This is a genomic window from Pseudomonas lutea, from assembly GCF_000759445.1.
In the GTDB taxonomy this organism is placed as follows: Bacteria; Pseudomonadota; Gammaproteobacteria; order Pseudomonadales; family Pseudomonadaceae; genus Aquipseudomonas; species Aquipseudomonas lutea.
Window position 1 is genome coordinate 1,453,315 of the sequence record NZ_JRMB01000001.1, and the last position, 20,663, is coordinate 1,473,977.

At 62.1% G+C, this 20,663-nt stretch carries 19 protein-coding genes and 2 pseudogenes; 12 read left to right on the forward strand and 9 right to left on the reverse strand.

Features of this window, described 5'->3' with window-relative positions; translation table 11 throughout:
- Positions 1-240: 240 nt before the first annotated feature.
- Positions 241-1,485, forward strand: coding sequence for a M20/M25/M40 family metallo-hydrolase (locus tag LT42_RS05975; RefSeq protein ID WP_037010727.1), 1,245 nt, complete (start codon positions 241-243; stop codon positions 1,483-1,485).
- Between the two features lie 8 nt (positions 1,486-1,493).
- Here the strand turns inward: LT42_RS05975 and LT42_RS05980 are convergent, their stop codons facing one another.
- Positions 1,494-1,799: a GNAT family N-acetyltransferase gene (locus tag LT42_RS05980; RefSeq protein ID WP_052075114.1), complete on the reverse strand. Its 306-nt coding sequence runs from the start codon at positions 1,797-1,799 to the stop codon at positions 1,494-1,496.
- 185 nt (positions 1,800-1,984) lie between these two features.
- On the opposite strand from LT42_RS05980, the gene LT42_RS05985 reads away from it, so the two are divergent.
- Positions 1,985-2,782 carry a CAP domain-containing protein gene (locus LT42_RS05985; RefSeq protein WP_420806897.1) on the forward strand — a complete coding sequence of 266 codons (798 nt, stop codon included), beginning with the start codon at positions 1,985-1,987 and terminating at the stop codon, positions 2,780-2,782.
- Positions 2,783-2,857: 75 nt separating this feature from the next.
- Here the strand turns inward: LT42_RS05985 and LT42_RS05990 are convergent, their stop codons facing one another.
- On the reverse strand, positions 2,858-4,003 hold the full coding sequence (locus tag LT42_RS05990; RefSeq protein ID WP_052075115.1) for an ABC transporter ATP-binding protein: 1,146 nt from the start codon (positions 4,001-4,003) through the stop codon (positions 2,858-2,860).
- A 253-nt stretch (positions 4,004-4,256) separates the two neighbouring features.
- Here LT42_RS05990 and LT42_RS05995 point away from each other — a divergent pair, with 253 nt between their 5' ends.
- The 5 genes from LT42_RS05995 to LT42_RS06015 all read left to right on the forward strand — a co-directional run bounded on the left by LT42_RS05995 (position 4,257) and on the right by LT42_RS06015 (position 9,277).
- Positions 4,257-5,591: an ABC transporter substrate-binding protein gene (locus tag LT42_RS05995; protein ID WP_037010729.1), complete on the forward strand. Its 1,335-nt coding sequence runs from the start codon at positions 4,257-4,259 to the stop codon at positions 5,589-5,591.
- Between the two features lie 155 nt (positions 5,592-5,746).
- Positions 5,747-6,649, forward strand: a complete 903-nt coding sequence (locus LT42_RS06000; RefSeq protein ID WP_052075116.1) for a carbohydrate ABC transporter permease — start codon at positions 5,747-5,749, stop codon at positions 6,647-6,649.
- A gap of 1 nt (position 6,650) precedes the next feature.
- Complete coding sequence (locus tag LT42_RS06005; protein ID WP_052075117.1) at positions 6,651-7,517, forward strand: carbohydrate ABC transporter permease; 867 nt, start codon at positions 6,651-6,653, stop codon at positions 7,515-7,517.
- 36 nt (positions 7,518-7,553) lie between these two features.
- Complete coding sequence (locus tag LT42_RS06010) at positions 7,554-8,534, forward strand: sugar-binding transcriptional regulator (RefSeq protein WP_037010730.1); 981 nt, start codon at positions 7,554-7,556, stop codon at positions 8,532-8,534.
- Between the two features lie 23 nt (positions 8,535-8,557).
- Complete coding sequence (locus LT42_RS06015) at positions 8,558-9,277, forward strand: SDR family oxidoreductase (protein WP_037010731.1); 720 nt, start codon at positions 8,558-8,560, stop codon at positions 9,275-9,277.
- Between the two features lie 9 nt (positions 9,278-9,286).
- Here LT42_RS06015 and LT42_RS06020 read toward each other — a convergent pair whose 3' ends face one another.
- Both LT42_RS06020 and LT42_RS06025 read right to left on the reverse strand, forming a co-directional pair.
- A complete protein-coding gene (locus LT42_RS06020) occupies positions 9,287-10,006 on the reverse strand; it encodes a dienelactone hydrolase family protein (RefSeq protein ID WP_070356511.1) in 720 nt (239 codons plus the stop codon).
- A 141-nt stretch (positions 10,007-10,147) separates the two neighbouring features.
- Positions 10,148-10,666, reverse strand: coding sequence for a sterol desaturase family protein (locus LT42_RS06025; RefSeq protein ID WP_037013028.1), 519 nt, complete (start codon positions 10,664-10,666; stop codon positions 10,148-10,150).
- Between the two features lie 199 nt (positions 10,667-10,865).
- Here LT42_RS06025 and ppnN point away from each other — a divergent pair, with 199 nt between their 5' ends.
- From ppnN to LT42_RS06040, 3 genes are all read left to right on the forward strand, one after another.
- Positions 10,866-12,239 carry a nucleotide 5'-monophosphate nucleosidase PpnN gene (ppnN, locus tag LT42_RS06030; protein ID WP_037010732.1) on the forward strand — a complete coding sequence of 458 codons (1,374 nt, stop codon included), beginning with the start codon at positions 10,866-10,868 and terminating at the stop codon, positions 12,237-12,239.
- Positions 12,240-12,453: 214 nt separating this feature from the next.
- Entirely contained in the window at positions 12,454-13,047 is a 594-nt protein-coding gene (locus tag LT42_RS06035) for a GNAT family N-acetyltransferase (protein ID WP_037010734.1), read from the forward strand.
- A 211-nt stretch (positions 13,048-13,258) separates the two neighbouring features.
- Positions 13,259-13,705 carry a CBS domain-containing protein gene (locus LT42_RS06040; RefSeq protein WP_037010735.1) on the forward strand — a complete coding sequence of 149 codons (447 nt, stop codon included), beginning with the start codon at positions 13,259-13,261 and terminating at the stop codon, positions 13,703-13,705.
- A 442-nt stretch (positions 13,706-14,147) separates the two neighbouring features.
- Here the strand turns inward: LT42_RS06040 and LT42_RS26490 are convergent, their stop codons facing one another.
- From LT42_RS26490 to LT42_RS06050, 3 genes and pseudogenes are all read right to left on the reverse strand, one after another.
- The gene (locus tag LT42_RS26490) at positions 14,148-14,993 is read right to left on the reverse strand and encodes a methyl-accepting chemotaxis protein (RefSeq protein WP_420806898.1); all 846 of its coding nucleotides are present in this window, start codon (positions 14,991-14,993) and stop codon (positions 14,148-14,150) included.
- 30 nt (positions 14,994-15,023) lie between these two features.
- Positions 15,024-16,154, reverse strand: a pseudogene (locus tag LT42_RS26495) (HAMP domain-containing protein); the annotation flags it as partial.
- 105 nt (positions 16,155-16,259) lie between these two features.
- Complete coding sequence (locus LT42_RS06050; RefSeq protein WP_037010737.1) at positions 16,260-17,009, reverse strand: hypothetical protein; 750 nt, start codon at positions 17,007-17,009, stop codon at positions 16,260-16,262.
- A 231-nt stretch (positions 17,010-17,240) separates the two neighbouring features.
- Between LT42_RS06050 and mltA the strand changes: the two genes are divergently transcribed.
- Both mltA and LT42_RS06060 read left to right on the forward strand, forming a co-directional pair.
- Entirely contained in the window at positions 17,241-18,398 is a 1,158-nt protein-coding gene (gene mltA / locus LT42_RS06055) for a murein transglycosylase A (protein ID WP_037010738.1), read from the forward strand.
- Between the two features lie 123 nt (positions 18,399-18,521).
- Complete coding sequence (locus LT42_RS06060; RefSeq protein ID WP_052075118.1) at positions 18,522-19,733, forward strand: MFS transporter; 1,212 nt, start codon at positions 18,522-18,524, stop codon at positions 19,731-19,733.
- A 151-nt stretch (positions 19,734-19,884) separates the two neighbouring features.
- Here LT42_RS06060 and LT42_RS26500 read toward each other — a convergent pair.
- Both LT42_RS26500 and LT42_RS24845 read right to left on the reverse strand, forming a co-directional pair.
- Positions 19,885-20,016: pseudogene (locus tag LT42_RS26500) on the reverse strand (DUF2934 domain-containing protein); the annotation flags it as partial.
- 205 nt (positions 20,017-20,221) lie between these two features.
- Complete coding sequence (locus LT42_RS24845; RefSeq protein ID WP_052075119.1) at positions 20,222-20,554, reverse strand: ElaB/YgaM/YqjD family protein; 333 nt, start codon at positions 20,552-20,554, stop codon at positions 20,222-20,224.
- Positions 20,555-20,663 lie beyond the last annotated feature (109 nt).

Consider the following 20,663-nt stretch of genomic DNA (forward strand, 5'->3'; position numbering starts at 1 on the left):
AACCTCGTCGCCATCATTTCAGACAGCGATTCTACGGTGAACGCGACAGGAAAAGCGCGGCGACAGACCACAGGCGCGTCAGCACGCTGCCACACCTTGTTCGCTTGAGGCGCGGTCACTAGAAGGGAGGCCACTTGAAGCGAGGCCACTTGGGCGGTCAGCGCTGACGGCCTATCCTTCGGGAACGATGTGAGCCCTGCGGGCATCACAATGGCTCGTACATCATCTGAGGGATCCAGCATGCACGTTCGACGCAACGCACTGACCGCTTCCATTCTTGCCACCCTTTTCAGCTGCGGCATCCAGGCCGCCAACGCCGCCGAAGTCGCCCCCGACCTTCTGTTGAAAAAAGCCCAGGCCGAACAGAAGCCTTATCTGGCAACCGTCAAGCAACTGGTGGACATCGACACTGGCACGGGTCAGGCCGCCGGCCTGAAGATGGTCAGCGCGGTGCTGGTCGAGCGTTTGAAAGCCTTGGGCGCGAGCGTTGAAACCTCGCCAGCCACGCCATCGGCAGGCGACAACATCGTCGGTACGATTAAGGGCACGGGCAGCAAATCGTTCCTGCTGATGATCCACTACGACACCGTGTTCGGCCCCGGAACCGCAGCGAAACGGCCGTTCCGTGTTGACGCCGAGCGCGCCTACGGGCCGGGCGTGGCTGATGCCAAAGGCGGTGTGGCCATGGTGCTGCACACCTTGCAGTTGCTCAAGGATGAGAAATTCAAAGACTTCGGCACGCTCACGGTGCTGTTCAACCCCGACGAAGAAACCGGTTCGGCAGGCTCGAAAACCCTCATCGCCGAACTGGCCCGCAAGCATGACTACGTGTTCTCGTTCGAGCCGCCGGACAAGGACGCCGTCACGGTCGCGACCAACGGCATCAACGGCGTGTTCGTTGACGTGAAAGGCAAATCATCCCACGCCGGCTCCGCGCCGGAAGCCGGGCGCAATGCGGCCATGGAGCTGGCGCATCAGCTGGTGCAGCTCAAGGATCTGGGCGATCCCGCCAAGGGCACCACCGTCAACTGGACGCTCATCAAAGGCGGCGAGAAGCGCAACATCATCCCATCGAGCGCGGCGGCGGAAGGTGACATGCGTTATTCGGACCTGAGTGAATCCGACCGCGTGCTCGCGGACGGCCAGCGCATCGTGCAAAGCAAAATGATCGACGGCACCGAGGTCAGCTTCCGCCTCGACAAAGGCCGTCCGCCGCTGGCAAAAAACCCTGCAACCGATGATCTGGCGAAAACGGCACAAGCGCTTTACGGCAAGATCGGCCGCACGCTGGAACCGATTGCCATGCGCTTCGGCACCGACGCCGGTTACGCCTATGTGCCCGACAGTCAAAAGCCGGCCGTGCTGGAAACCATGGGCGTGGTCGGTGCCGGTCTGCATGCCGACGACGAGTACATGGAGCTGTCCAGCATCGCCCCTCGGCTGTACCTGACGGCAGCATTGATCATGCAACTGTCGGGCAAATGATCCGGCTGTTACCCCAGCGCTGTGCGTAGATCACACCACATATGCACTTTTGACACATAGCGTTCTCCCACCGCCACGGCACAGGGCTCCACACCAAAGGGTGTGAAGCCCTGCCGTTCGTACAAGCCCTGCGCACCGTGATTGCCTTGCGTCACCGTCAGCTGCACCAGCAACAGCTGTGGCTGCGCGCGCGCATGGTCCAGCACGCGTCTAACAAGCTCTGCCCCGATGCCTTTGCCCCGCTGTGCTTGAGGTTCGCCGAAGATCCAGTGGTCCTTCGCAAGGCGCCACGACAGTGCCGGCGCTGCACTCATTCAGCGGCTTTTCCCGCCGCCTATTGCAAAAACCCTGCTGCCGACTGCAACCTCCACGGTTTGTGCGGCTCAGACTATTCGCAACCGGCAAATCGCGCAGCGTGGGCGCGTCAGTTTCGAGGGAGATTTACATGCGTTTCAGATCATTCATCCAGTGTCTTGCTGCGGTGCCGCTGGCGCTGCTGATGGCAGGGACGGCCGTTGCCAGCGAAGAAACGCAGCTGATCCAGTCAATCAACAGCTACCGCAGCCAGGCTCAGCCTTGCGCCAATGTCGCGTCCACCGAGCTGCCGCCGCTCAACAGCGACCCGCGCCTGAACCTGCCCGCCAGTGGCACGGTGGATCTGCAGCCGATGCTGTCGCGGGCGTCCTACCCAATGGTCAGCGTCCAGGCGATCACCCTCTCCGGCCCGCGCGACGCGCAAGCGGCCATGGCAGCCATTCAGGAAAGTTTTTGTCAGGTGGTGCTGAACCCGCAGTTCGTTGATATCGGCGTCAGCCGCAACGACCGCGACTGGCGCATCGTGCTGGCCCGCCCGCTGCTGGCAGGCGGTTTGGGCAATGCCCAGGCGGAGGGCCAGAAGCTGCTGGGCCTGATCAACGACGTGCGCAAGCAACCGCAACAATGCGGCGGCCAGCCATTCGCCGCCGCGGCGCCGCTGGTCTGGAACGACACGCTGATGAGCGCAGCCGAAAGCCATTCGCGCTCCATGGCCAACAACAATTACTTTGACCACAAAGGCCGCAACGGTGGCACCCCGGGCGACCGCGCCGAACTGGCCGGTTACATCGGCCAGCAGATCGGCGAAAACATCGCCGCCGGCCAGGACAACGCGCGCAAGGTGGTGGAGGGTTGGCTGGCCAGTCCGGGGCATTGCGCCAACCTGATGAACCCGCAGTTTCACGACTTGGGCGCCGCCTACGCCGTGGACCCGAAAAGCGACGCGGGCATCTACTGGACGGCGCTGTTCGGCGTGCAGTAACCGACACAGTGACAGGCGCGTGTCTTGCGGTCGGCGGCACGGCGCCGGCCAATGGCCTGTCAAGATTGTCAGTGCTCAGGCCTGTGTGACGTAGCCAGTCGCTGCGTCATCGCCGCTCACTTCCGTGTAATGCCGCTGATAGGCCAGCGCCTGCCCCTGCGCATCGAACAGATGGCAGCGATGGCCCTGCACACCGACCCGCAACAGCTGACCGGCCTTGACCGTCGACATGCCCTCCCCCTTGATCATCAGGTCATGGGCCTCGTCGGTCTGGGCATGGGTGAAGGTTTCCCCGCCGAGATGCTCGACGACCAGGGCTTTCACCGGGATCTGCGCATCGCCTTCGCCGCGCTCCGACAAATGCTCGGGACGCAGGCCCAGGGTCAACGCATCGCCCGCCTTGATCTGCTCGCCCTTCACTGGCACCCGCAACAGCCCACCGCCCGGCAGGCTGACCTGCACGCCGGTGGCATCGGCTGCGACGGCGGTGACCGGCAGAAAGCTCATCTGCGGCGAGCCGATGAAGCCTGCGACGAAGCGGTTGCGCGGATGATGGTAGAGCTCCAGCGGTGAGCCGACCTGCTCGATGCAGCCCTTGTTGAGCACGACGATCTTGTCAGCGAGGGTCATCGCTTCGACCTGATCATGGGTCACGTAGACCATGGTCGCCTGCAAGTCGGCGTGTAACCTGGCGATCTCGATGCGCATCTGCACCCGCAGCGATGCGTCCAGGTTGGAGAGCGGCTCGTCGAACAGAAAGACTTCAGGCTCATGCACGATGGCGCGACCAATGGCCACGCGCTGACGCTGGCCGCCCGACAACGCCTTGGGTTTGCGATCCAGCAGCGGTTCCAGCTGCAGGATGCGCGCGGCGTTGCGCACTTTGGCTTCGATCTGATCCTTTGGGTTTTTTTGCATCTTCAGCCCGAAGGCGATGTTGTCGTAGACCGACATGTGCGGGTACAGCGCGTAGGACTGGAAGACCATGGCCACACCGCGGTCGGCCGGCTCCAGATAAGTCACGTCCCGCGCACCGATGCGAATCTGCCCCTGAGTGATGCTCTCAAGCCCGGCGATGCAGCGCAGCAAAGTCGATTTGCCACACCCGGACGGCCCGACGAAGACCACGAACTCGCGGCTCTCGATGCTCAGGTGGATGTCATGCAAGACCTTGATCTCGCCGTAGGCTTTCTCGACGCCACTCAAACTGAGCTCAGTCAAAATCGTGTCCCCTGAAGTTATTGTTGTGGGGTAATGGGCACCTGCGTTGACGAAGCAATGCACCGACTTGACAGCCAGACATTTCGTCCTACGATCATTTGTAATTCGTAAATTACAAATGTCAAGGAGCTGCCCCAAGACGGACGGATCAGGCCCGAGCACCGAGCGCCATGGCGCACCGACGTGCGAAAAAAACGAGATCGCCCCCACATCCCGCGTAACCCTCACCCACAACAATAACGAGGTCACGTAAATGAAGAAGCTGGTATGGAATGCCCTTGCCGTGTCCATTGCGCTGGGGTCCGGCGCTGCACAGGCCTGGACGCTGGAGGAAGCGGCCGCGCCGTACAAGGGCACCGAGATCAAGGCGATTTTCCTCGACCGTCCCGGTTACGCCGCCGCGATCAAACTATTGCCCGAATTCGAGAAGAAGACGGGCATCAAGGTCAGCTACGAAACCATCCCTTACGAGAACAGCCGCGAGCGTGAGGTGCTGAGCTTTACCTCAGGCGAACAGCTCGACGTGGTGCTGACGGACGTGGTGTGGATTGGCGAATTCGCCGGCAATGGCTGGCTCGAACCGGTCACCACCTTCACGCAGGACGCCAAGCTCGCCGACCCTGCGCTCAACCTCGACGGCTTTTTTCCGATTCTGCTGGAGTCGTTCGGTGGCTGGGATAAACAGACTTACGGCCTGCCGTTCGATAACTATTCCGGCCTGCTCTTCTACAACAAATGCATGCTCAGGGACGCCGGCTTCGACAAGCCGCCAGCGACGTGGGATGAGCTGCTCAAGGACTACGCGCCCAAACTCACTGACAAGAGCAAGGATCGCTACGCCTACGCCCTGCAATCTCGACGCGGTGAAACGCAGTCCGCCGACAGCTTCATGCGCTTCCTCTGGCCATTCGGTGGCTCACTGCTGGACGATCAGTTCAAGTCCAACCTCAATTCCAAGGCATCTCAGCAGGGCCTGCAGTTTCGCCAGGACCTGATGAAGTTCATGCCACCGGGCATCGTCGATTACGACCACAACGAAGCGGTCAACGCCCTCGCCCAGGGCAAAGTAGCGATGATCACCGAGTGGTCCGCGTTCTACAGCACCCTGGCGGACCCCGGGAAATCAAAAATCACCGACTGCCTTGCCGTGGCCACAGAACCCAAAGGACCTGCCGGGCTGAAACCTGCGTTGGGTGGATTCTCCCTGGGCGTTAACGCCAAATCAGAAGACAAACAAAAAGCCGCGGCGTGGCTGTTCATTCAGTGGGTCACCTCCGAAGCCATGGCCAAACCGTACCTGGAAGCCGGCGGCGTCAGCGGGCGCATGTCGGTGTACAAGGACGCCGAGGTGCAGAAGAAATACCCGTTCGTGCAGCCGATGGTGACCTCGTGGGAAGGCGGCGTGCCTGACTACCGCCCACGCTTCCCGCAGTGGCCTGAAATTTCCGAAGTGGTCGGCGAGAACGGCACCGCGATCATGCTCGGCAAAATGAGCGTGGAGGCCGGGGCCAAGGCGATCGGCAGCCGCATGGAGGACATCCTCAAGAAGGCAGGGTATTACGACGGCAAAGCCAAATTGCTGAAGTGACGGGCTGATCACAACCCGTAGGAGCCGGCTTGCTGGCGAACGCGACAGGGCAGACACCGCTGCGTTGAGTGGCCTGCCGCATTCGCCAGCAAGCCGGCTCCTACAGGGATCAGCGAAGTGCCGCCAGATGTGTGTAGCCTCGAGACTCAACCCCCATGCCGAAGAACAAAAAACCGTTCCCGACCTTGTGGAACAACACCCGCGCGGCGTTTGCCTTTCTCGCGCCGGCCACCGTTGCACTGGCGCTGATCGGCATCTTTCCCACCGTGTTTGCGCTGGTCAACTCGTTCCGCCAGTACAACCTCGCCCGGCCCAAAGATGCGACGCCGTTCATTGGCTTCGACAACTACCTCAACGTGCTGAACGACGCTTCGTTCTGGGCGGCATTGGGTCGAACCGGGCTGTTCCTGATCACTGTGGTGCCGATCCAGCTGGCGCTGGGCCTGATCATCGCGCTGATGCTGCACAAGCCCGGGCTGTCAGGTTTCAAATTGCTGGCGCGCATGAGCCTGGTGATTCCCCTGGCCACAGCGCCCGCCGTCGCCGGGCTGATCGGCCGGCTGATCTTCAACCGCGATTTCGGCGTGGCCAACGCGTTGCTGACGCTGGTCAATGCCGGGCCCGTCGAATGGCTGGGCGACACCACCAACGCGTTCATCGCAGTGGCGTTGATGGACATCTGGCAGTGGACGCCCTTCTGCGCGCTGGTGTTGCTAGCCGGGCTGACCATGGTGCCCAATGAAATCGAAGAAGCCGCGCGCCTGGAAACCCGCAGTCGCTGGCAAATCGTGCGCTACGTGCAGCTGCCCTTCCTGCTGCCGAGCGCGACGGTGATCCTGATCCTGCGCACCGCCGACATCCTGAAGATGTTCGACACCGTGTTCACCATGACCCGTGGCGGGCCCGGCGCAGCCACCGAACTGGTCAGCGTGTACATCCAGCGCATCGGCTTTCGCGTGTTCGATCAGGGCGTGGCCTCGGCCCAAGCCATCCTGATGCTGATCCTGACCATCGTGCTGGCTCGGCTGTACATCAAATTCGTTTACCGGGAGATCTGACATGGCCACCGTACCGGCTGCAAAACCTCCGACCTCCCCCGCCTTCGTCCGGCCACGCGCCAGGGTCAACGCCTGGCACCTCGTCGGCCTGCTGGCGATCTTTCTGTTTGCGGTCTTTCCGTTCTACTGGATGGTCGCCACCAGCCTCAAAACCCAGGCCGAAGCGCTGGCCTCGCCGCCGATCTGGGCCTTTACCCCGCACCTGGATAATTACGTGAAAGTGCTGTTCGAGCGCGACGTGCTGCACAGCCTCGGCAATTCGCTGATCGTGGCGGTGAGCACCACGGTGCTGGCGGTCGGGCTTGGCACGCCGGCCGCCTATGCGCTGGCGCGGTTTGAATTCAAGGGCAAGGAAGACTTGTGGTTCTGGTTCATCACCAACCGCATGCTCAGCCCGATCGTGGTGGCACTGCCTATTTTCCTGATGGCGCGCAACATGGGCCTGATCGACACGCACCTGGTGCTCATCCTCATTTACCTGACCTTCAACCTGCCCATTGTGGTGTGGATCTGCACCGATCAGTTTCGCGGCGTACCGAAAGACCTGGACGAGGCCGCGCGGCTGTCGGGCGCATCGCGCTTTACCATCTTCTGGCGCATCGCCCTGCCGCTGGCGATGCCTGGGGTGGCGGTCTCGGCGATCTTCTCCTTTATCTTTTCCTGGAACGAGCTGCTGTATGCGCTGGTGCTGACCCGCAGCGCCGCGCGCACTGCGCCAGTGACTGCGACGAGCTTCATGAGCGGCTACGACTTGCCGTGGGGCGAAATCATGGCCACCGGCACGCTGATTGTGTTCCCGGTGATTATCTTCGCGCTGATGGTTTCCAAGCATCTGGTGCAAGGGCTGACCATGGGTGCAGTGAAGTAAACGCCCTGTTTTAGCGGCCATCGCAAGGACACCATCGTGCACAGTCATTACCCGCAAGCCGGCGCCGACACCGAACCGGTGCACGCCGAGGACCAGCACAACATCCGCATCGCCTGGTGCTACTACGTCAACAACATGACCCAGCAGCAGATCGCCGACCGCCTCGGCATCACCCGGGTCCGGGTGAACAAGGCGCTGGCGACCTGCCGCGAAACCGGCGTGGTGCAGATCCGCATCAATTCGCCCCTGGCCGCGTGCATCGCGCTGGAAGACCGCCTGCAGGCACGCTTCGGCCTGCGCCGCGTGACGGTGGTGCCCTCGCCCGACGACCCGTCGAATCTGTTCCGGGTGCTGGGCGTTGGCGTTGCGCCGAGCCTTGAGGAATACCTCGTTGACGGCTGCACCGTCGCGGTGGGCTGGGGGCGTACGTTGCGCCAGGCCGTGCGCCAGTTGCGCGCCCGCCCTTTGCCGGACCTCACCGTGCTGTCGCTGCTCGGCGGTCTGCATTACGGCTCGGCGAATAACACCGTGGAAATCGCGTCGAGTTTCGCCGGGCTGTTCGGAGGGGCTTATTACTACCTCGCGGCGCCGGTGTTCGCACCGTCCGAGCAATACCGCGACATGATCCTCGCGGAACCCTCGGTACAGGGCGTGCTGGGCAAAGCTCGGCAGGCTGATCTGGCGGTCATCACGGTGGGCGACTTAAGTGAGCGTTCACTGATGCTGGAACTGGGTATGGTCAACGCTGAGGACGCGCGCTCGCTGCGTGCCGCCGGTGCGGTGGGTGATCTGCTCGGCCGCTGGCTGGACCGCGAAGGCCTCGAAGTCAATCACCCGCTGAACCGCCGCGCCATTGCGCTGGACCTGGACGACCTGCGCCGGATCAAGAAGGTGGTGCTGGTGTCCGGTGGCCCGTACAAGGCCGACATCATTCGCGCGGTGCTGCTGCGTAACTTCATCCACGAACTGGTCATCGACGAACGCGCAGCCCGGCAACTGCTCGATCAGCACGACTGACGTTAATCACGGGAGAGACGGCGATGGCCCGGCATGACTTCAACAGCAAGCGGATTCTGGTGACCGGTGCGGGCAAAGGCATCGGCCGGGAAACCGTGGAGTGGCTAAAACGTTGTGGCGCGGAGGTTATCGCCATGGGCCGCAATCCCGACGACCTGGCGTACGCTGATCGCCCGCTGGTGGCAGACCTGGCCGACGTCGCCGCAACCCGCGCAGCGGTGATGTCGGCGCTGCCGCTCGATGGATTGGTGAATTGCGCAGGGGTTGTCGAACTGCAATCGTTTCTCGATACGTCGATCGAGACCTTCGATCACTTGATGGCAGTGAATACCCGCGCGCCGATGGTGATCGCCCAAGTCGTCGCCAAGGACCTGATGACCCGCAGCATGCCGGGCGCCATTGTCAATGTCTCGAGCCTCGCCGCAGCGGTCGGCACCCGTGACCACCTGGCCTATTGCGCCTCGAAAGCGGCCCTGGACGCCATGACCCGGGTCATGGCCGTGGAGCTGGGGCCCCACGGCATTCGCGTCAACAGCGTGAACCCGGTGGTGACGCTGACGCCCATGGCCGACAAGGCCTGGAGCGACCCGGTGAAGGCCGGCGCGATGCTTGCCCGGATACCGCTGGGCCGTTTTGTTCAGCCAAGCGAAATCGCGGCGACCATCGCCTTTCTGCTAAGCGACGACGCCGGCATGATCAACGGCATCACCCTGACCGTGGACGGCGGCTTCAGCGCCGGTTGAGGACCGGACTCAGCCCCACAGCGTCCGGCCGAAGAAGGTCAGTGTGCGGTCCCACGCCAGTTGCGACCAGACCGGATCGTATTGCGTACCGGCAATCCGGCCAGGCCCGACTGCCGTTTCGTTGGTAAAGGCGTGGTGGGCCAGGTAGCGGTAAAACTCCAGGTCGACGCCGCCTTCGCTGAGTTTGGCTTCGAGCTGGTCGACGCCCTGCACCGGGAAAAACTCGTCCTGAGTGCCCCAATGCCCTTGCACCGGCACCTTGATGGCCGCAGGGTCGAGGAATTCCAGCGGCGGCATGCCATAAAACACCACCCCGGCGGACAGCTCGGGAATAAAGTTCAGGGCCAGCAAAGTCAACGCGCCGCCCATGCAGAAGCCGGTTACGCCGACTTTCAGGCTGTGGCCTTTGAGGTAATCCACCGCGCCGCGGATGTCCTGGGTTGCTGCGTCGGCGAAGTCGAGTTTGTCCATCAGGTGATGGGCTTCTTCTTCCTCCACCGTCACTTCGCCACGGTAGAGGTCAGGCACCAGCGCAAAATAACCAGACGCGGCAAGGCGATCGGCAACCCCGCGGATTTGATCGTTCAAGCCCCACCACTCCTGGATGACCACCACCGCCGGCGCCCCTTCGGTCTTGGCCGGACTGGCGAGATAGCCGCTGACTTCTTTGCCGTCAGGGCGTTTGAACGTGACGGTGGTGCCCGTTGCGTGTGTCAGTGCTTGCGTCATGGGATGCTCCCGGCAGGAATACGAAATTGGACGTTAAGGAGTATGAAGCACAGGGTTCAGGCCGCCGTTTCAGCACAGCCAAAGTCTGGCCGCGCTGTACCGTCGGCGGCAGATCAGTGAACGTTTCGACAGGCACCAGGCTCAACCGTTCTGCAAATCGGCACCCATGGCGTCGTCACCCCTGCTCTCGGTAGCAGGGGCCGCGCGGCTGTTGCGCAGTTGTCTCTTCAAGGTAGCGGCAGAAGGCGCGTACAGGAAACCGAACGACACGCTGTTGCGCCGGCCTTTGACCGAGTGGTGCAACAGGTGCGCGCTATAGAGACGTTTGAGGTAGCGACTGCGCGGCCGTGGCCGGGCCGGCCAATGGCGGTGGACCATGCCGTCGTGAACGAACACGTAGATCAGGCCGAACGCCGTCACCCCGGCGCCCACCCATTGCAGGGGATCGTAGCCGTGGTTACCCGCGACGATCAGGGCAATCGCCACTAGGGCCAGCGCCAGCAGATAGAAGTCATTGGTTTCGAACGCGCCCAGGTGTTCTTCGTGATGGGACTTGTGCAGGCACCAGCCCCAGCCGTGCATGACGTACTTGTGGGCCAGAAAGCCGACACCTTCCATGGCGACAAGGGTGAGGAGAAAAACCGTGAAGTTGAAGATCATAGCGTCGGGAAGGCCGATGGGTCTGGGCGTCGAGGTGCAGCATACCGGGGTCATGGGAAATTTCCAGATTCACGCTTACAACGTTTGCTTTCCTGACCAACCGATGTAAAAAATGGCTCATGGGTGAACGCCTCGGGCGCTCACTGTATTCGTGCCCTGCCCCTACGTGGCGGCCGGCACCGCTTTCAAGGAATCAAGAATGGCTCCAAGACACGTCATCAACGCTACCGTCAGCCCCAAAGGCAGCCTGGAAACCCTGTCACAACGTGAAGTCCAGCAGCTCAGCGCCGCAGGCTCCGGCAGCACTTATACCCTCTTCCGCCAGTGCGCCCTGGCCATTCTCAACACCGGCGCCCATGTCGATAACGCCAAAACCATCCTTGAGGCCTATCAGGACTTCGAGGTGCGTATTCATCAGCAGGACCGTGGCGTGCGCCTGGAACTGCTCAACGCCCCGGCCGATGCCTTCGTCGATGGCGAAATGATCGCCAGCACCCGCGAGATGCTGTTCAGCGCCCTGCGCGACATCGTCTACACCGAGAGCGAACTCGACAGCCAGCGCATCGACCTGAGCAGCTCTCAAGGCATCACCGATTACGTTTTCCACCTGCTGCGCAACGCCCGCACCCTGCGCCCCGGCGTCGAGCCAAAGATGGTCGTGTGCTGGGGCGGCCACTCGATCAACACCGAAGAATACAAATACACCAAGAAGGTCGGCCATGAGCTGGGCCTGCGCAAGCTCGACATCTGCACCGGTTGCGGTCCGGGGGTGATGAAGGGCCCGATGAAGGGCGCCACCATTGCCCACGCCAAGCAACGTATCAGCGGCGGTCGTTACCTGGGCCTGACCGAGCCGGGCATCATCGCGGCCGAGGCGCCGAACCCGATCGTCAACGAACTGGTGATCCTGCCGGACATCGAAAAGCGTCTGGAAGCCTTCGTGCGGGTCGGCCACGGCATCATCATCTTCCCCGGCGGCGCGGGCACGGCCGAAGAATTCCTCTACCTGCTCGGCATCCTGATGCACCCCGACAACCAGGCGCTGCCGTTCCCGGTCATCCTCACCGGCCCGCAGAGCACGGCCCCGTATCTGGAGCAACTGCACGCCTTCGTCAGCGCCACGCTGGGTGAAGAAGCGCACAAGCATTATCAGATCATCATCGACAACCCGTCGGAAGTGGCTCGCCAGATGACCCTGGGCCTTGCCGCCGTGCGCCAGTTCCGCCGCGACCGCGCGGACGCGTTCCACTTCAACTGGCTGCTGAAGATCGAAGAGAGCTTCCAGCGTCCGTTCGACCCGACCCACGCCAACATGGCCAGCCTGCAATTGCGTCGAGACCTGCCGCCTCACGAATTGGCCGCCAACCTGCGCCGCGCGTTCTCCGGCATCGTTGCGGGCAACGTCAAGGACAAAGGCATCCGCCTGATCGAGGAACACGGCCCGTATGAAATTCACGGCGACGCGGAGGTCATGCAGCCGCTGGACAAACTGTTGCAGGCGTTCGTCGAGCAGCACCGGATGAAACTGCCGGGCGGCGCGGCGTATGTGCCCTGCTACCGGGTGGTGTCCTGACTTAACTCAAGTAGCGCTATCTGATACATACGCTCGCCCGATCATCGGCAGCTTCCCACGCTGCCGATTGAACGTAGCGCATCCGGGAGCCGGCTTGCTGCCGGCCCGCGGTCGGACGAAGGTGTCCATCCAGACACTTTACCGGCGAATGAACCGTCCCATTCGCCAGCAAGCCGGCTCCTACGGGTGATGTTCGCAATCCATGGAAAACCTCATGATCCACATCCGCCCCATGACCGCCGCCGATTTCGACGGCTTTTGGCCCACGTTCCAGGCAGTGGTTCAGGCGCAGGAAACCTATGCCTACGACGCTGACCTGACGTATGAGCAAGCCTTGCACCTTTGGCTTGAATACCCGCTGCACACTTTGGTCGCCGAGGAAGACGGCGTGCTGCTCGGCAGTTACTACCTCAAGGCCAACGCTGCGGGCCCGGGCAGCCATGTCAGCAACTGCGGCTACATGGTCAGCCAGGCTGCGCGTGGTCGTGGCATTGCCCGGCTGATGTGCGAGCACTCCCAGCAACTGGCGCTGGACAGCGGCTTCTCGGCCATGCAATTCAATTCAGTCGTGGCCACTAACGAAGTGGCCGTCGGGCTCTGGCAAAAGCTGGGGTTCGAGGTGGTAGGCCGCCTGCCCAGAGCCTACCGCCACGCTCGCCTTGGGCTGGTGGATTGCCTGGTGATGTACAAATGGCTGGCCGACATGCCGGCCTCGCGCAGAGCCAAAAGTCCGTTGTTGATCGGGCGCAAGAACATCGAATCGGTGATTTCCCGTCCCCGCCGCGCGCCGCCCGACAAGTCCGTGTGACGGGTCTAAAAGATCGGCAGCCGCCCGCACGCGCGCAACGGATTGGCTGATGGCACGTCGGCGCGGCGCCGCTGCAACCGTCGATTTGGCGGGCTGACGCTTTTGGCGCGCTGCATGGCTCTTTCAAACTTGCCGGAATGGCATCTCTCTACGATTCTCTATGCACGGCGATTCCTGCCGTGCTCACAAGAATCGCGCCGGAGAGGCCAGCATGACGACCGTAGCCGAACTACTGAAGTTGAAAGACACTCACCAGAACGAAGTACACACCGTCAGGCCTGAGCAGATGGTGCTTGAGGCGATCAAGTTGATGGCCGAGAAAAACATCGGTGCAGTTCCGGTTGTACGCGAGGGCAAGGTGGTGGGCATCGTCAGCGAGCGTGATTACGCCCGCAAGATGGAACTCAAAGGACGCGCCTCGGCAGGCACCCCGGTCAGCGACATCATGACCCACGACGTCAAAACCGTGGATTCGCAGCACACCGTCGATCAATGCATGAACATCATGACCGACCGGCGGCTGCGACATTTGCCAGTGGTGGACGAGGGTCAACTGGTGGGCCTGCTGTCCATCGGCGACCTGGTCAAAGCCGCCATCGCGGAACAGGCGAGGCTCATCGAAAAGATGCAGGAATACATCCGCGGCGAGAGCTACTGAGCGGCGGTCAATCGGCGGGCCACATCAAACTTGCAGTGTGACCGCCTGCGTATTCCCGGCTAAAGCCGGTCCTACAGGGCGGTCTGGTCAGTGGGACCGGCTTCAGCCGGTCCTACAGGGTGGTCTGGTCAGTGGGACCGGCTTCAGCCGGGAAGGCGTGATTTGCTACACCGCAAAATGGACGCTGCCGATGGACCTGCAGGAGCCGGCGTGCTGCGGGCCGCGGTCGGACGAACCCCATCTCGACGCCCACTGCTGCAGCGTCTTACCCAATGCATTCGCCAGCAAGCCGGCTCCTACGGTGAAATTGCGTGTATCAGCAGGACTGGGATTCATCCAGAACCGGCCTCAGCCGGGAAATCGTCATTTGAGAATAGACCGCCAAAAAAAACCGGAGCTTGAGGGGCTCCGGCTTTGCTGTTGGCTGCGAAACCGGCGTCGACTAGCGGACCTTGAAGCGATCGATCATCGCCACCAGCCGTTCGTTGGACGCCATCAACGAGTCAACGCTGGTGTCGGTCTGCTGACCGCAGCCTACCAGCTCCCCAACCATGTGCCGAATGGCGATCATGTTCTGGTTGATCTCCTCGGTCACCGCGCTCTGCTCCTCGGCCGCCGTGGCGATGTGCGCGCTGAGGTCGTGAATACGCAGCACCGAACCGGCCATGCCATCCAGACCTTCGTTGACCCGCGAGGTGCGGTCGGCGGTGGACTGGCAGCTGACCTTGGTCTTCTCCATGGCGCCGACGGCCGTGCTCACGCCCTGCTCAAGCCGTGCCAGCATCTCGTTGATCTCCGAGGTGCTCTGCTGGGTACGACCGGCCAGCGCCCGTACTTCGTCAGCCACCACCGCGAAGCCACGACCCTGCTCGCCCGCCCGTGCTGCCTCGATGGCCGCGTTGAGCGCCAAGAGGTTGGTTTGCTGGGCAATGCCGCCAATCACGCCGAGTACATCGGTGATGCGCTTGGCGTCGACCTGCATTTCCTGCACGTATTTGGTGGCGTCTTCAACTTCTGCCACCAAGGCCCGCACGCTCACTGAGGCTTCGTCGACCACGTCCCGCGAGCGCTGCGCGGCATCGTTGGCCGATTGGGTAAAGCTCGCCGTCTGCGTAGCACTTTCGGCGACGCTGTCGGCGGTGGCGCTCATCTCGTTGATCGCGGTCACCGCCTGATCGGTCTCCGAAGCGTGGCGGTTGAGGATCTGGTTGATGTTGCGCGACTGCTCTTGCAACTGCACCAAGCCGGCGGAAATCTGCTCGGTGCCGCTGCGCACTTCGACAATCATGGCCTGCTGGAAGGAGATGAACTTGTTCACCGACTGCCCGACCGCGTCGAGTTCGTCTTCGCCCTTGATCGGAATGCGGCGCGTCAGGTCGGCTTCACCCGAGGACAGCGCGTCGATGTTGGTGCGCAGAACAGTCAGACGCGCCAGCAAGCGATGGAAGGCAAAACCCAGCACCAGCAGCAACACGATGACCAGCGGAATCTGCAACCAACCGAGGGTTTTCAGCACTTCGGTGCTGCTGGCGGTGAGCATGGCGGTCGGCAGCGACGTGGCGATGACCCACGGCGTACCGGCAACCGGGCGCAGGAAAAAGGTCAGGTCACCGAGTTGCGGGTCGATGTATTCCTGGGAATACACAGCGTCGCCGGAGACTTTGCCCAAGCCGTCCTGAATGGCCTTGGCAAACATCGACTGGCCACTGAAACCGGAAATGTTCTTGAGAATGATCTCGCCGGGGATGCGGCTCTGGTTGGTCAGGATCTTGCCGTCGCGCTCGACAATCATCACCTGCCCCTGGATTTCCTTTTCCTTGTCCTGAATCAGGCCGTTGAAAAAGCCCAGGGTGACGTCGATCGTCGAGACGCCGTACAGAGCGCCGTCCTTGTAGATACCCATCGCGCAGTTGGTGCGCGGCTGCGGGCTGGCTTCGTCCTGGTAAGCGGCGGCCCAGGCGCATTTGCCCTTGGGTGCGTTCTGGCCGGCACGGTGCCAGGGTTGTTCCCAGTAATTGGGCGCAGGGTCGGAGTTCCAGTAGGTGCTCACCACCAGCTGGCCGCTGCCGTCGCGGTGATAAAACGAGCTGTGTTTGTTGCGCCCCTGAGTGCGCTTGTTCGGCATCGGCCAAACGCCACCGCCGAAGACTTTCTGATCGCCGTATTGATCGACCAGCCCCGGCAGCACGCTATCGATCCCATCGCTGTCCAGCAGCGGCACCGCCTGGGTGATCGCGCGGGACTGGGCCTCGACACGGGCCAGGTCCGAAAGAATCCGCGTGCCGATCTGGTCAACCTGGCTGAGCACCACCTGTTCCTGAGTCGCGCGAACCTTGGGGGTTACGAAGTGCACAATCCCCTGCTCGGTGATGACCGCTATCACCAGTATCAAGGCCACAAATATGACCGTGTAGCGCGCCTGCACTGTTTTAAACATCGTCGACCCCATGCCGTGAAATTTGTTGTTGTTTTGCACAACGCCAAATTAGCTATCGACCGAAAGCCGACAAGGATGAGGGGCCGTCAAAAAGCTTTTTTCAGGGAATGGTTCCGCTCACTGCACCGGCAGGAAGTTCAGGAAAAGCAGGCTTTGCGCGTAGTTGAGACCGATCCGTCTATAACGCTCGTCAAGCATCTGCGTAAGCAGGTCAAGACGCGCCACGATCTTGCCGAACTCAGTGGCAAAACTGAGGTTGCTGCCCTCCTCCGAGATCTCATTGGAGAACAGCATCAACTCGCCGTTGGCGTTCTGCCGCTGACTCAACAGCCACGTGGCCTTTTCGATATTGCGCGCGGCATTACTGACGAACGTAGGGTTGATCTGGTCCGTCATGAAAAACTCAAGGCGCCCACCGTGGGCGGTCACCAGCATGCTGCCAATGGCATAGATGAAGGCACCCACGCGATCCCCGAGAAACTCCGGACTCAACGCGTAGCTCAGCGCTGCAAGGTCGCGACGGTTGCCCAGTTGCGGTAACGGTTTTTGCTGCTCGATGGCCTCGCGCACGTTGCGCTCCGCAGCGGCTGCATCCAGGAAGCCGGACTTGCGCCACTCACTGGGGTTACGCAGGTACAGCTTGCTCATCAGCAGATAAAGGCTGTCGAGGTTATCGCGCATCGCCAGCGTCGCCATTCGGTCTACGCTGGTCTGGAAAAATTCCTGCGGACGCGTCTCGCTGAACTGGCTGGCGACGTCCTTGCCGTCCTGACGCGTACACCCTGATGCGCCCAAGCAAAGAATGCACACTGCAAGCGGGACAATATGGCGTCGAAAGGCGGTTGAAACGCTGAACACGGTAAACATCAATCCAAAGCTTTTACGATCTGGGCGCTGCGTGGGTCGCGGCGTCCCGGCCAAGGTCAGAGCCGCCTGGAGCAAAAAAGTGCAATCGGGCAGGCAAATCAGCCCGTACCCGGGCGCAAGGCCGCGCTGAAGGCGGTTTTCGTATAAATGAGGGCTCAGCCCATTTGACGCAGCCCTCGGCTTTCACCAAGCTAGCCGCCCTCGCATGATTTTCAGGAAACACCCCGCGTGATGATCCCAAGCCTGCACTGGCGCCGCTTTGTATTCTGCCTCGCCCCACTGATCGCCCTGCTCGCCGCGTGCGACGGCGGTACGCCGAAAACCAAGCCCTCCGAGGCGACGACCTATGTCAGCGTCGAGTGGGACAAACTGCCCGCAGTGAACGACACCGACCTGATGGCCGGCTACAACAGCTGGTTCTCCGCGTGCAAGCGTCTGGCCAAAGACCCGGTCTGGGGCGGCACGTGCGCGCTGGCGGCACAAGTGCCGCCAACTCCTGCGGCTGTCCGCGAATTTCTCAAAACCCAGCTGCAGGTCTACAGCCTGCGCTCGTCCGAGCACGGCCCCAATGGTCTGATCACCGGCTATTACGAGCCGATCTACAAAGGCAGCGAGCAGCGCAACGACCAGCACCCGGTGGCTGTCTATGGCGTGCCCGATGACCTGATCATCGTCAACCTCGACAGTATCTATCCCGAGCTCAAGGGTAAACGCCTGCGCGGGCGGCTCGACGGCCGCGTGCTGCGCCCTTATGACGACGCCGCGACTATCGGCGACAAGGGGGCGAATGCGCCTGTACTGGCCTGGCTGGAAAACCCCATCGACCTGCAGTTCCTGCAAATCCAGGGCTCGGGTCGGGTCCAGCTGGAGAGCGGCCGTCAATTGCGCATCGCTTATGCCGACCAGAACGGTTACCCCTACAAGCCGATCGGCCGCTGGCTGGTGGAGCAAGGGCAGCTGACCAAGGACGAGGTCTCGATGGGACGCATCCGAGACTGGGCCATTGCCCATCCCGAGCGTGTGCATGAACTGCTGGGCAGCAACCCGAGCTATGTGTTCTTCACCTTGAGGCCTGACAGCACCGAAGGGCCGCGCGGCTCGCTGAATGTGCCGCTTACCGCCGGTTACAGCGTGGCGATCGACCGCAAGGTCATCCCGCTTGGCAGCTTGCTGTGGCTGTCCTCCACTCGCCCGGACGGCTCGCCACTGGTGCGGCCAGTTGCCGCACAGGACACCGGCGGCGCCATCGCTGGCGAAGTGCGCGCTGACATGTTCTGGGGCACGGGCGATGCCGCCGGCGAGCTGGCCGGCAACATGAAGCAGCAAGGACAGATCTGGATGCTATGGCCCAAGGGCGCTGCCCTGCCGGATGCCAAGCCGAAGGAATAACCGGGGGCAGATTGCCGGCCGAGTCGCTTGAAATGCGCTCGCCGGCGCCGCTTCAAGGTTGATCTGAAACCGGTTTCAGGTATAACAGCATGTTTCTCACCGGACCCTCCTCCCGATTTCCCCATGACTACCTCCCAAACCCCGCATGATTTCAACATGGGCTGGCTGCTTTTTGCCCTGGCCATGGGCGCGTTCGCCATCGGCACGACCGAATTTGCCTCGATGACCCTGCTGCCCTTCATCGCCAGCGATTTTCACAGCACGCAACCATTGGCCGGCCACGCCATCAGCGCTTACGCGTTAGGCGTGGTCGTTGGCTCGCCGGTGATCATGGTGCTCGGCGTGCGCCTGCCACGACGAGCGTTACTGGTAGCACTGGCAGCCTTCATCGGCATCGCCAACGCCCTGAGTGCCATCGCGCCGTCGCTGCCGTGGCTGGTGTTTTTCCGCTTCCTCAGCGGCTTTCCCCATGGCGCATACTTCGGGGTCGCGATGCTCCTCGCTGCCTCGCTGGTGCCGAAGAACCGCCGTGCCCAAGCCGTCTCCCGAGTGTTCATGGGGCTGACCATTGCTACGATCATCGGCGTGCCCTTCGCCACCTGGATCGGGCAGACCATTGGCTGGCGCTGGGGCATGGCCATCGTCGCCGGGCTTGCCGCGATCACGGCGCTGTTGATCCGCTGGCTGGCGCCTGCGTCCCCCGCCGAGGCTGATGCCAGCCCGTTGCGCGAACTCAACGCGCTGCGTTCACGGCAAGTCTGGCTGACCCTGGGCATCGCCGGTATCGGCTTCGGCGGGATCTTCTGCGTGTACACCTACCTGGCGGCCACGCTGATCGAAGTCACTCACGCCTCGGCCTTCATGATCCCAGTGGTGATGGCGGTGTTCGGTCTGGGCACCACAGTGGGTAACCTGGTCTGCGGCTGGGCGGCCGACCGGGCCACCATGCTCGCCGCCGGCGTTTCGCTGGGCTTCACCGCGCTGGTCCTTGCGCTGTACCCCTCGACTACCGAGAACCTGTGGCTGCTGATCCCGCTGGTCTTTTTCATCGGTTGTGGCGTGGGGTTGGCGGCCATTCTGCAAACCCGGCTGATGGACGTTGCCCCCCATGCGCAGTCACTGGCTGGCGCACTGGTACAGAGCGCCTTCAACATGGCCAATGCCATTGGCCCTCTGGTGGGCGGCGTGGTGATATCCGCAGGTTACGGCCTGCCGGCCACAGGCTATGCCGCGGCGGCGTTGACACTTGGCGGTTTGGGAATGTGGTATTGGGCGCTGGTGGACGCGCGGCGGGCGGATAACAGCTTCACGCGCCAGGCGTCCGGCCCGGTTTGAAGTCGGAGCGCCTTTAAGAAGCTCCGGTCTCTGACTCGAAGCGGCGCCCCGCCATCCGGCAGGGCGCGACTCGGCTCTGTCATACGTCGTTGTCTGCTTGATCCGGCGACGGGAACAACGTATCGACCTTGTGCTTGCTTAAACTGCGAACCGGTGCCATCGCTGCGGATTCAGCCAGACGCGTGGCCATTTCCCAGTGTCGCGATTCCTGCCCTTCGGGCTTGCCTTCGGTCTCCCAGATCAACTGGGCCAACTGACGAACAGTGTCTTCGTCGACATTCATGCGTATCCCCCATTTATGCTTGCGCAAGACATTGGCCGGCGCCAGAGCGGTGCCGAATCCATCGTCCGAGACGGTACCCGCCATAAACAGTACCAGCCGGTAACGAGGGTAAATGACGGGCGTGCAAAGACCGGCGAACGCGAGCCGGCCACTGGTGGGACTCAAAGGATCCACCGGAAATCGACGGCGAACCACGATGGCCTCCTCAGTCCCTGTTGCGCTTGAGCAGTAGACTGGCCACCAGACCCAGGCTTGCGGCCACACCCACTGCTGCCCATGGATGGGCAGTGACGTAGGATTTGGTGCTGTTGACCGCGCGGGTCAGGGTCGGCTGCGCGTTCAGCTCGACGTCCAGAACCGGGCTGGTGCCCCGCGCCAGGAAATCCTTGAGCCGTTCGTGAGCCTGCGAGGTGCGATCCTCGTTCAAGGCATCACCTGCCGCCAGCAAGGCATTGGTCTCATCAAGAAAAGTGTTCAACTCGGAACGGGTTTTCTGATAAAGATCGTCACGCAGTTTTTCTGTGATATCGCTTGCCATGGTAGATAAAGCCTCCTGGGTGTGAGAAAGGTTGACTAAAGTGCCAGCCCATTCGTTCCAGTGACTTTGAAATTAGCCTTTCTGCGTTCGTCGCTGGCCTGCAGGCCAA

Coding starts and splice junctions, on each gene's coding strand:
- LT42_RS05975 (WP_037010727.1), top strand. CDS start 241: ATGCACGTTCGACGCAACGCACTGACCGCTTCCATTCTTGCCACCCTT.
- LT42_RS05980 (WP_052075114.1), bottom strand. CDS start 1,799: ATGAGTGCAGCGCCGGCACTGTCGTGGCGCCTTGCGAAGGACCACTGG.
- LT42_RS05985 (WP_420806897.1), top strand. CDS start 1,985: ATGGCAGGGACGGCCGTTGCCAGCGAAGAAACGCAGCTGATCCAGTCA.
- LT42_RS05995 (WP_037010729.1), top strand. CDS start 4,257: ATGAAGAAGCTGGTATGGAATGCCCTTGCCGTGTCCATTGCGCTGGGG.
- LT42_RS06000 (WP_052075116.1), top strand. CDS start 5,747: ATGCCGAAGAACAAAAAACCGTTCCCGACCTTGTGGAACAACACCCGC.
- LT42_RS06005 (WP_052075117.1), top strand. CDS start 6,651: ATGGCCACCGTACCGGCTGCAAAACCTCCGACCTCCCCCGCCTTCGTC.
- LT42_RS06015 (WP_037010731.1), top strand. CDS start 8,558: ATGGCCCGGCATGACTTCAACAGCAAGCGGATTCTGGTGACCGGTGCG.
- LT42_RS06020 (WP_070356511.1), bottom strand. CDS start 10,006: ATGACGCAAGCACTGACACACGCAACGGGCACCACCGTCACGTTCAAA.
- LT42_RS06025 (WP_037013028.1), bottom strand. CDS start 10,666: ATGATCTTCAACTTCACGGTTTTTCTCCTCACCCTTGTCGCCATGGAA.
- ppnN (WP_037010732.1), top strand. CDS start 10,866: ATGGCTCCAAGACACGTCATCAACGCTACCGTCAGCCCCAAAGGCAGC.
- LT42_RS06035 (WP_037010734.1), top strand. CDS start 12,454: ATGATCCACATCCGCCCCATGACCGCCGCCGATTTCGACGGCTTTTGG.
- LT42_RS06040 (WP_037010735.1), top strand. CDS start 13,259: ATGACGACCGTAGCCGAACTACTGAAGTTGAAAGACACTCACCAGAAC.
- LT42_RS26490 (WP_420806898.1), bottom strand. CDS start 14,993: ATGATTGTCGAAGTGCGCAGCGGCACCGAGCAGATTTCCGCCGGCTTG.
- LT42_RS06050 (WP_037010737.1), bottom strand. CDS start 17,009: ATGTTTACCGTGTTCAGCGTTTCAACCGCCTTTCGACGCCATATTGTC.
- mltA (WP_037010738.1), top strand. CDS start 17,241: ATGATCCCAAGCCTGCACTGGCGCCGCTTTGTATTCTGCCTCGCCCCA.
- LT42_RS06060 (WP_052075118.1), top strand. CDS start 18,522: ATGACTACCTCCCAAACCCCGCATGATTTCAACATGGGCTGGCTGCTT.
- LT42_RS24845 (WP_052075119.1), bottom strand. CDS start 20,554: ATGGCAAGCGATATCACAGAAAAACTGCGTGACGATCTTTATCAGAAA.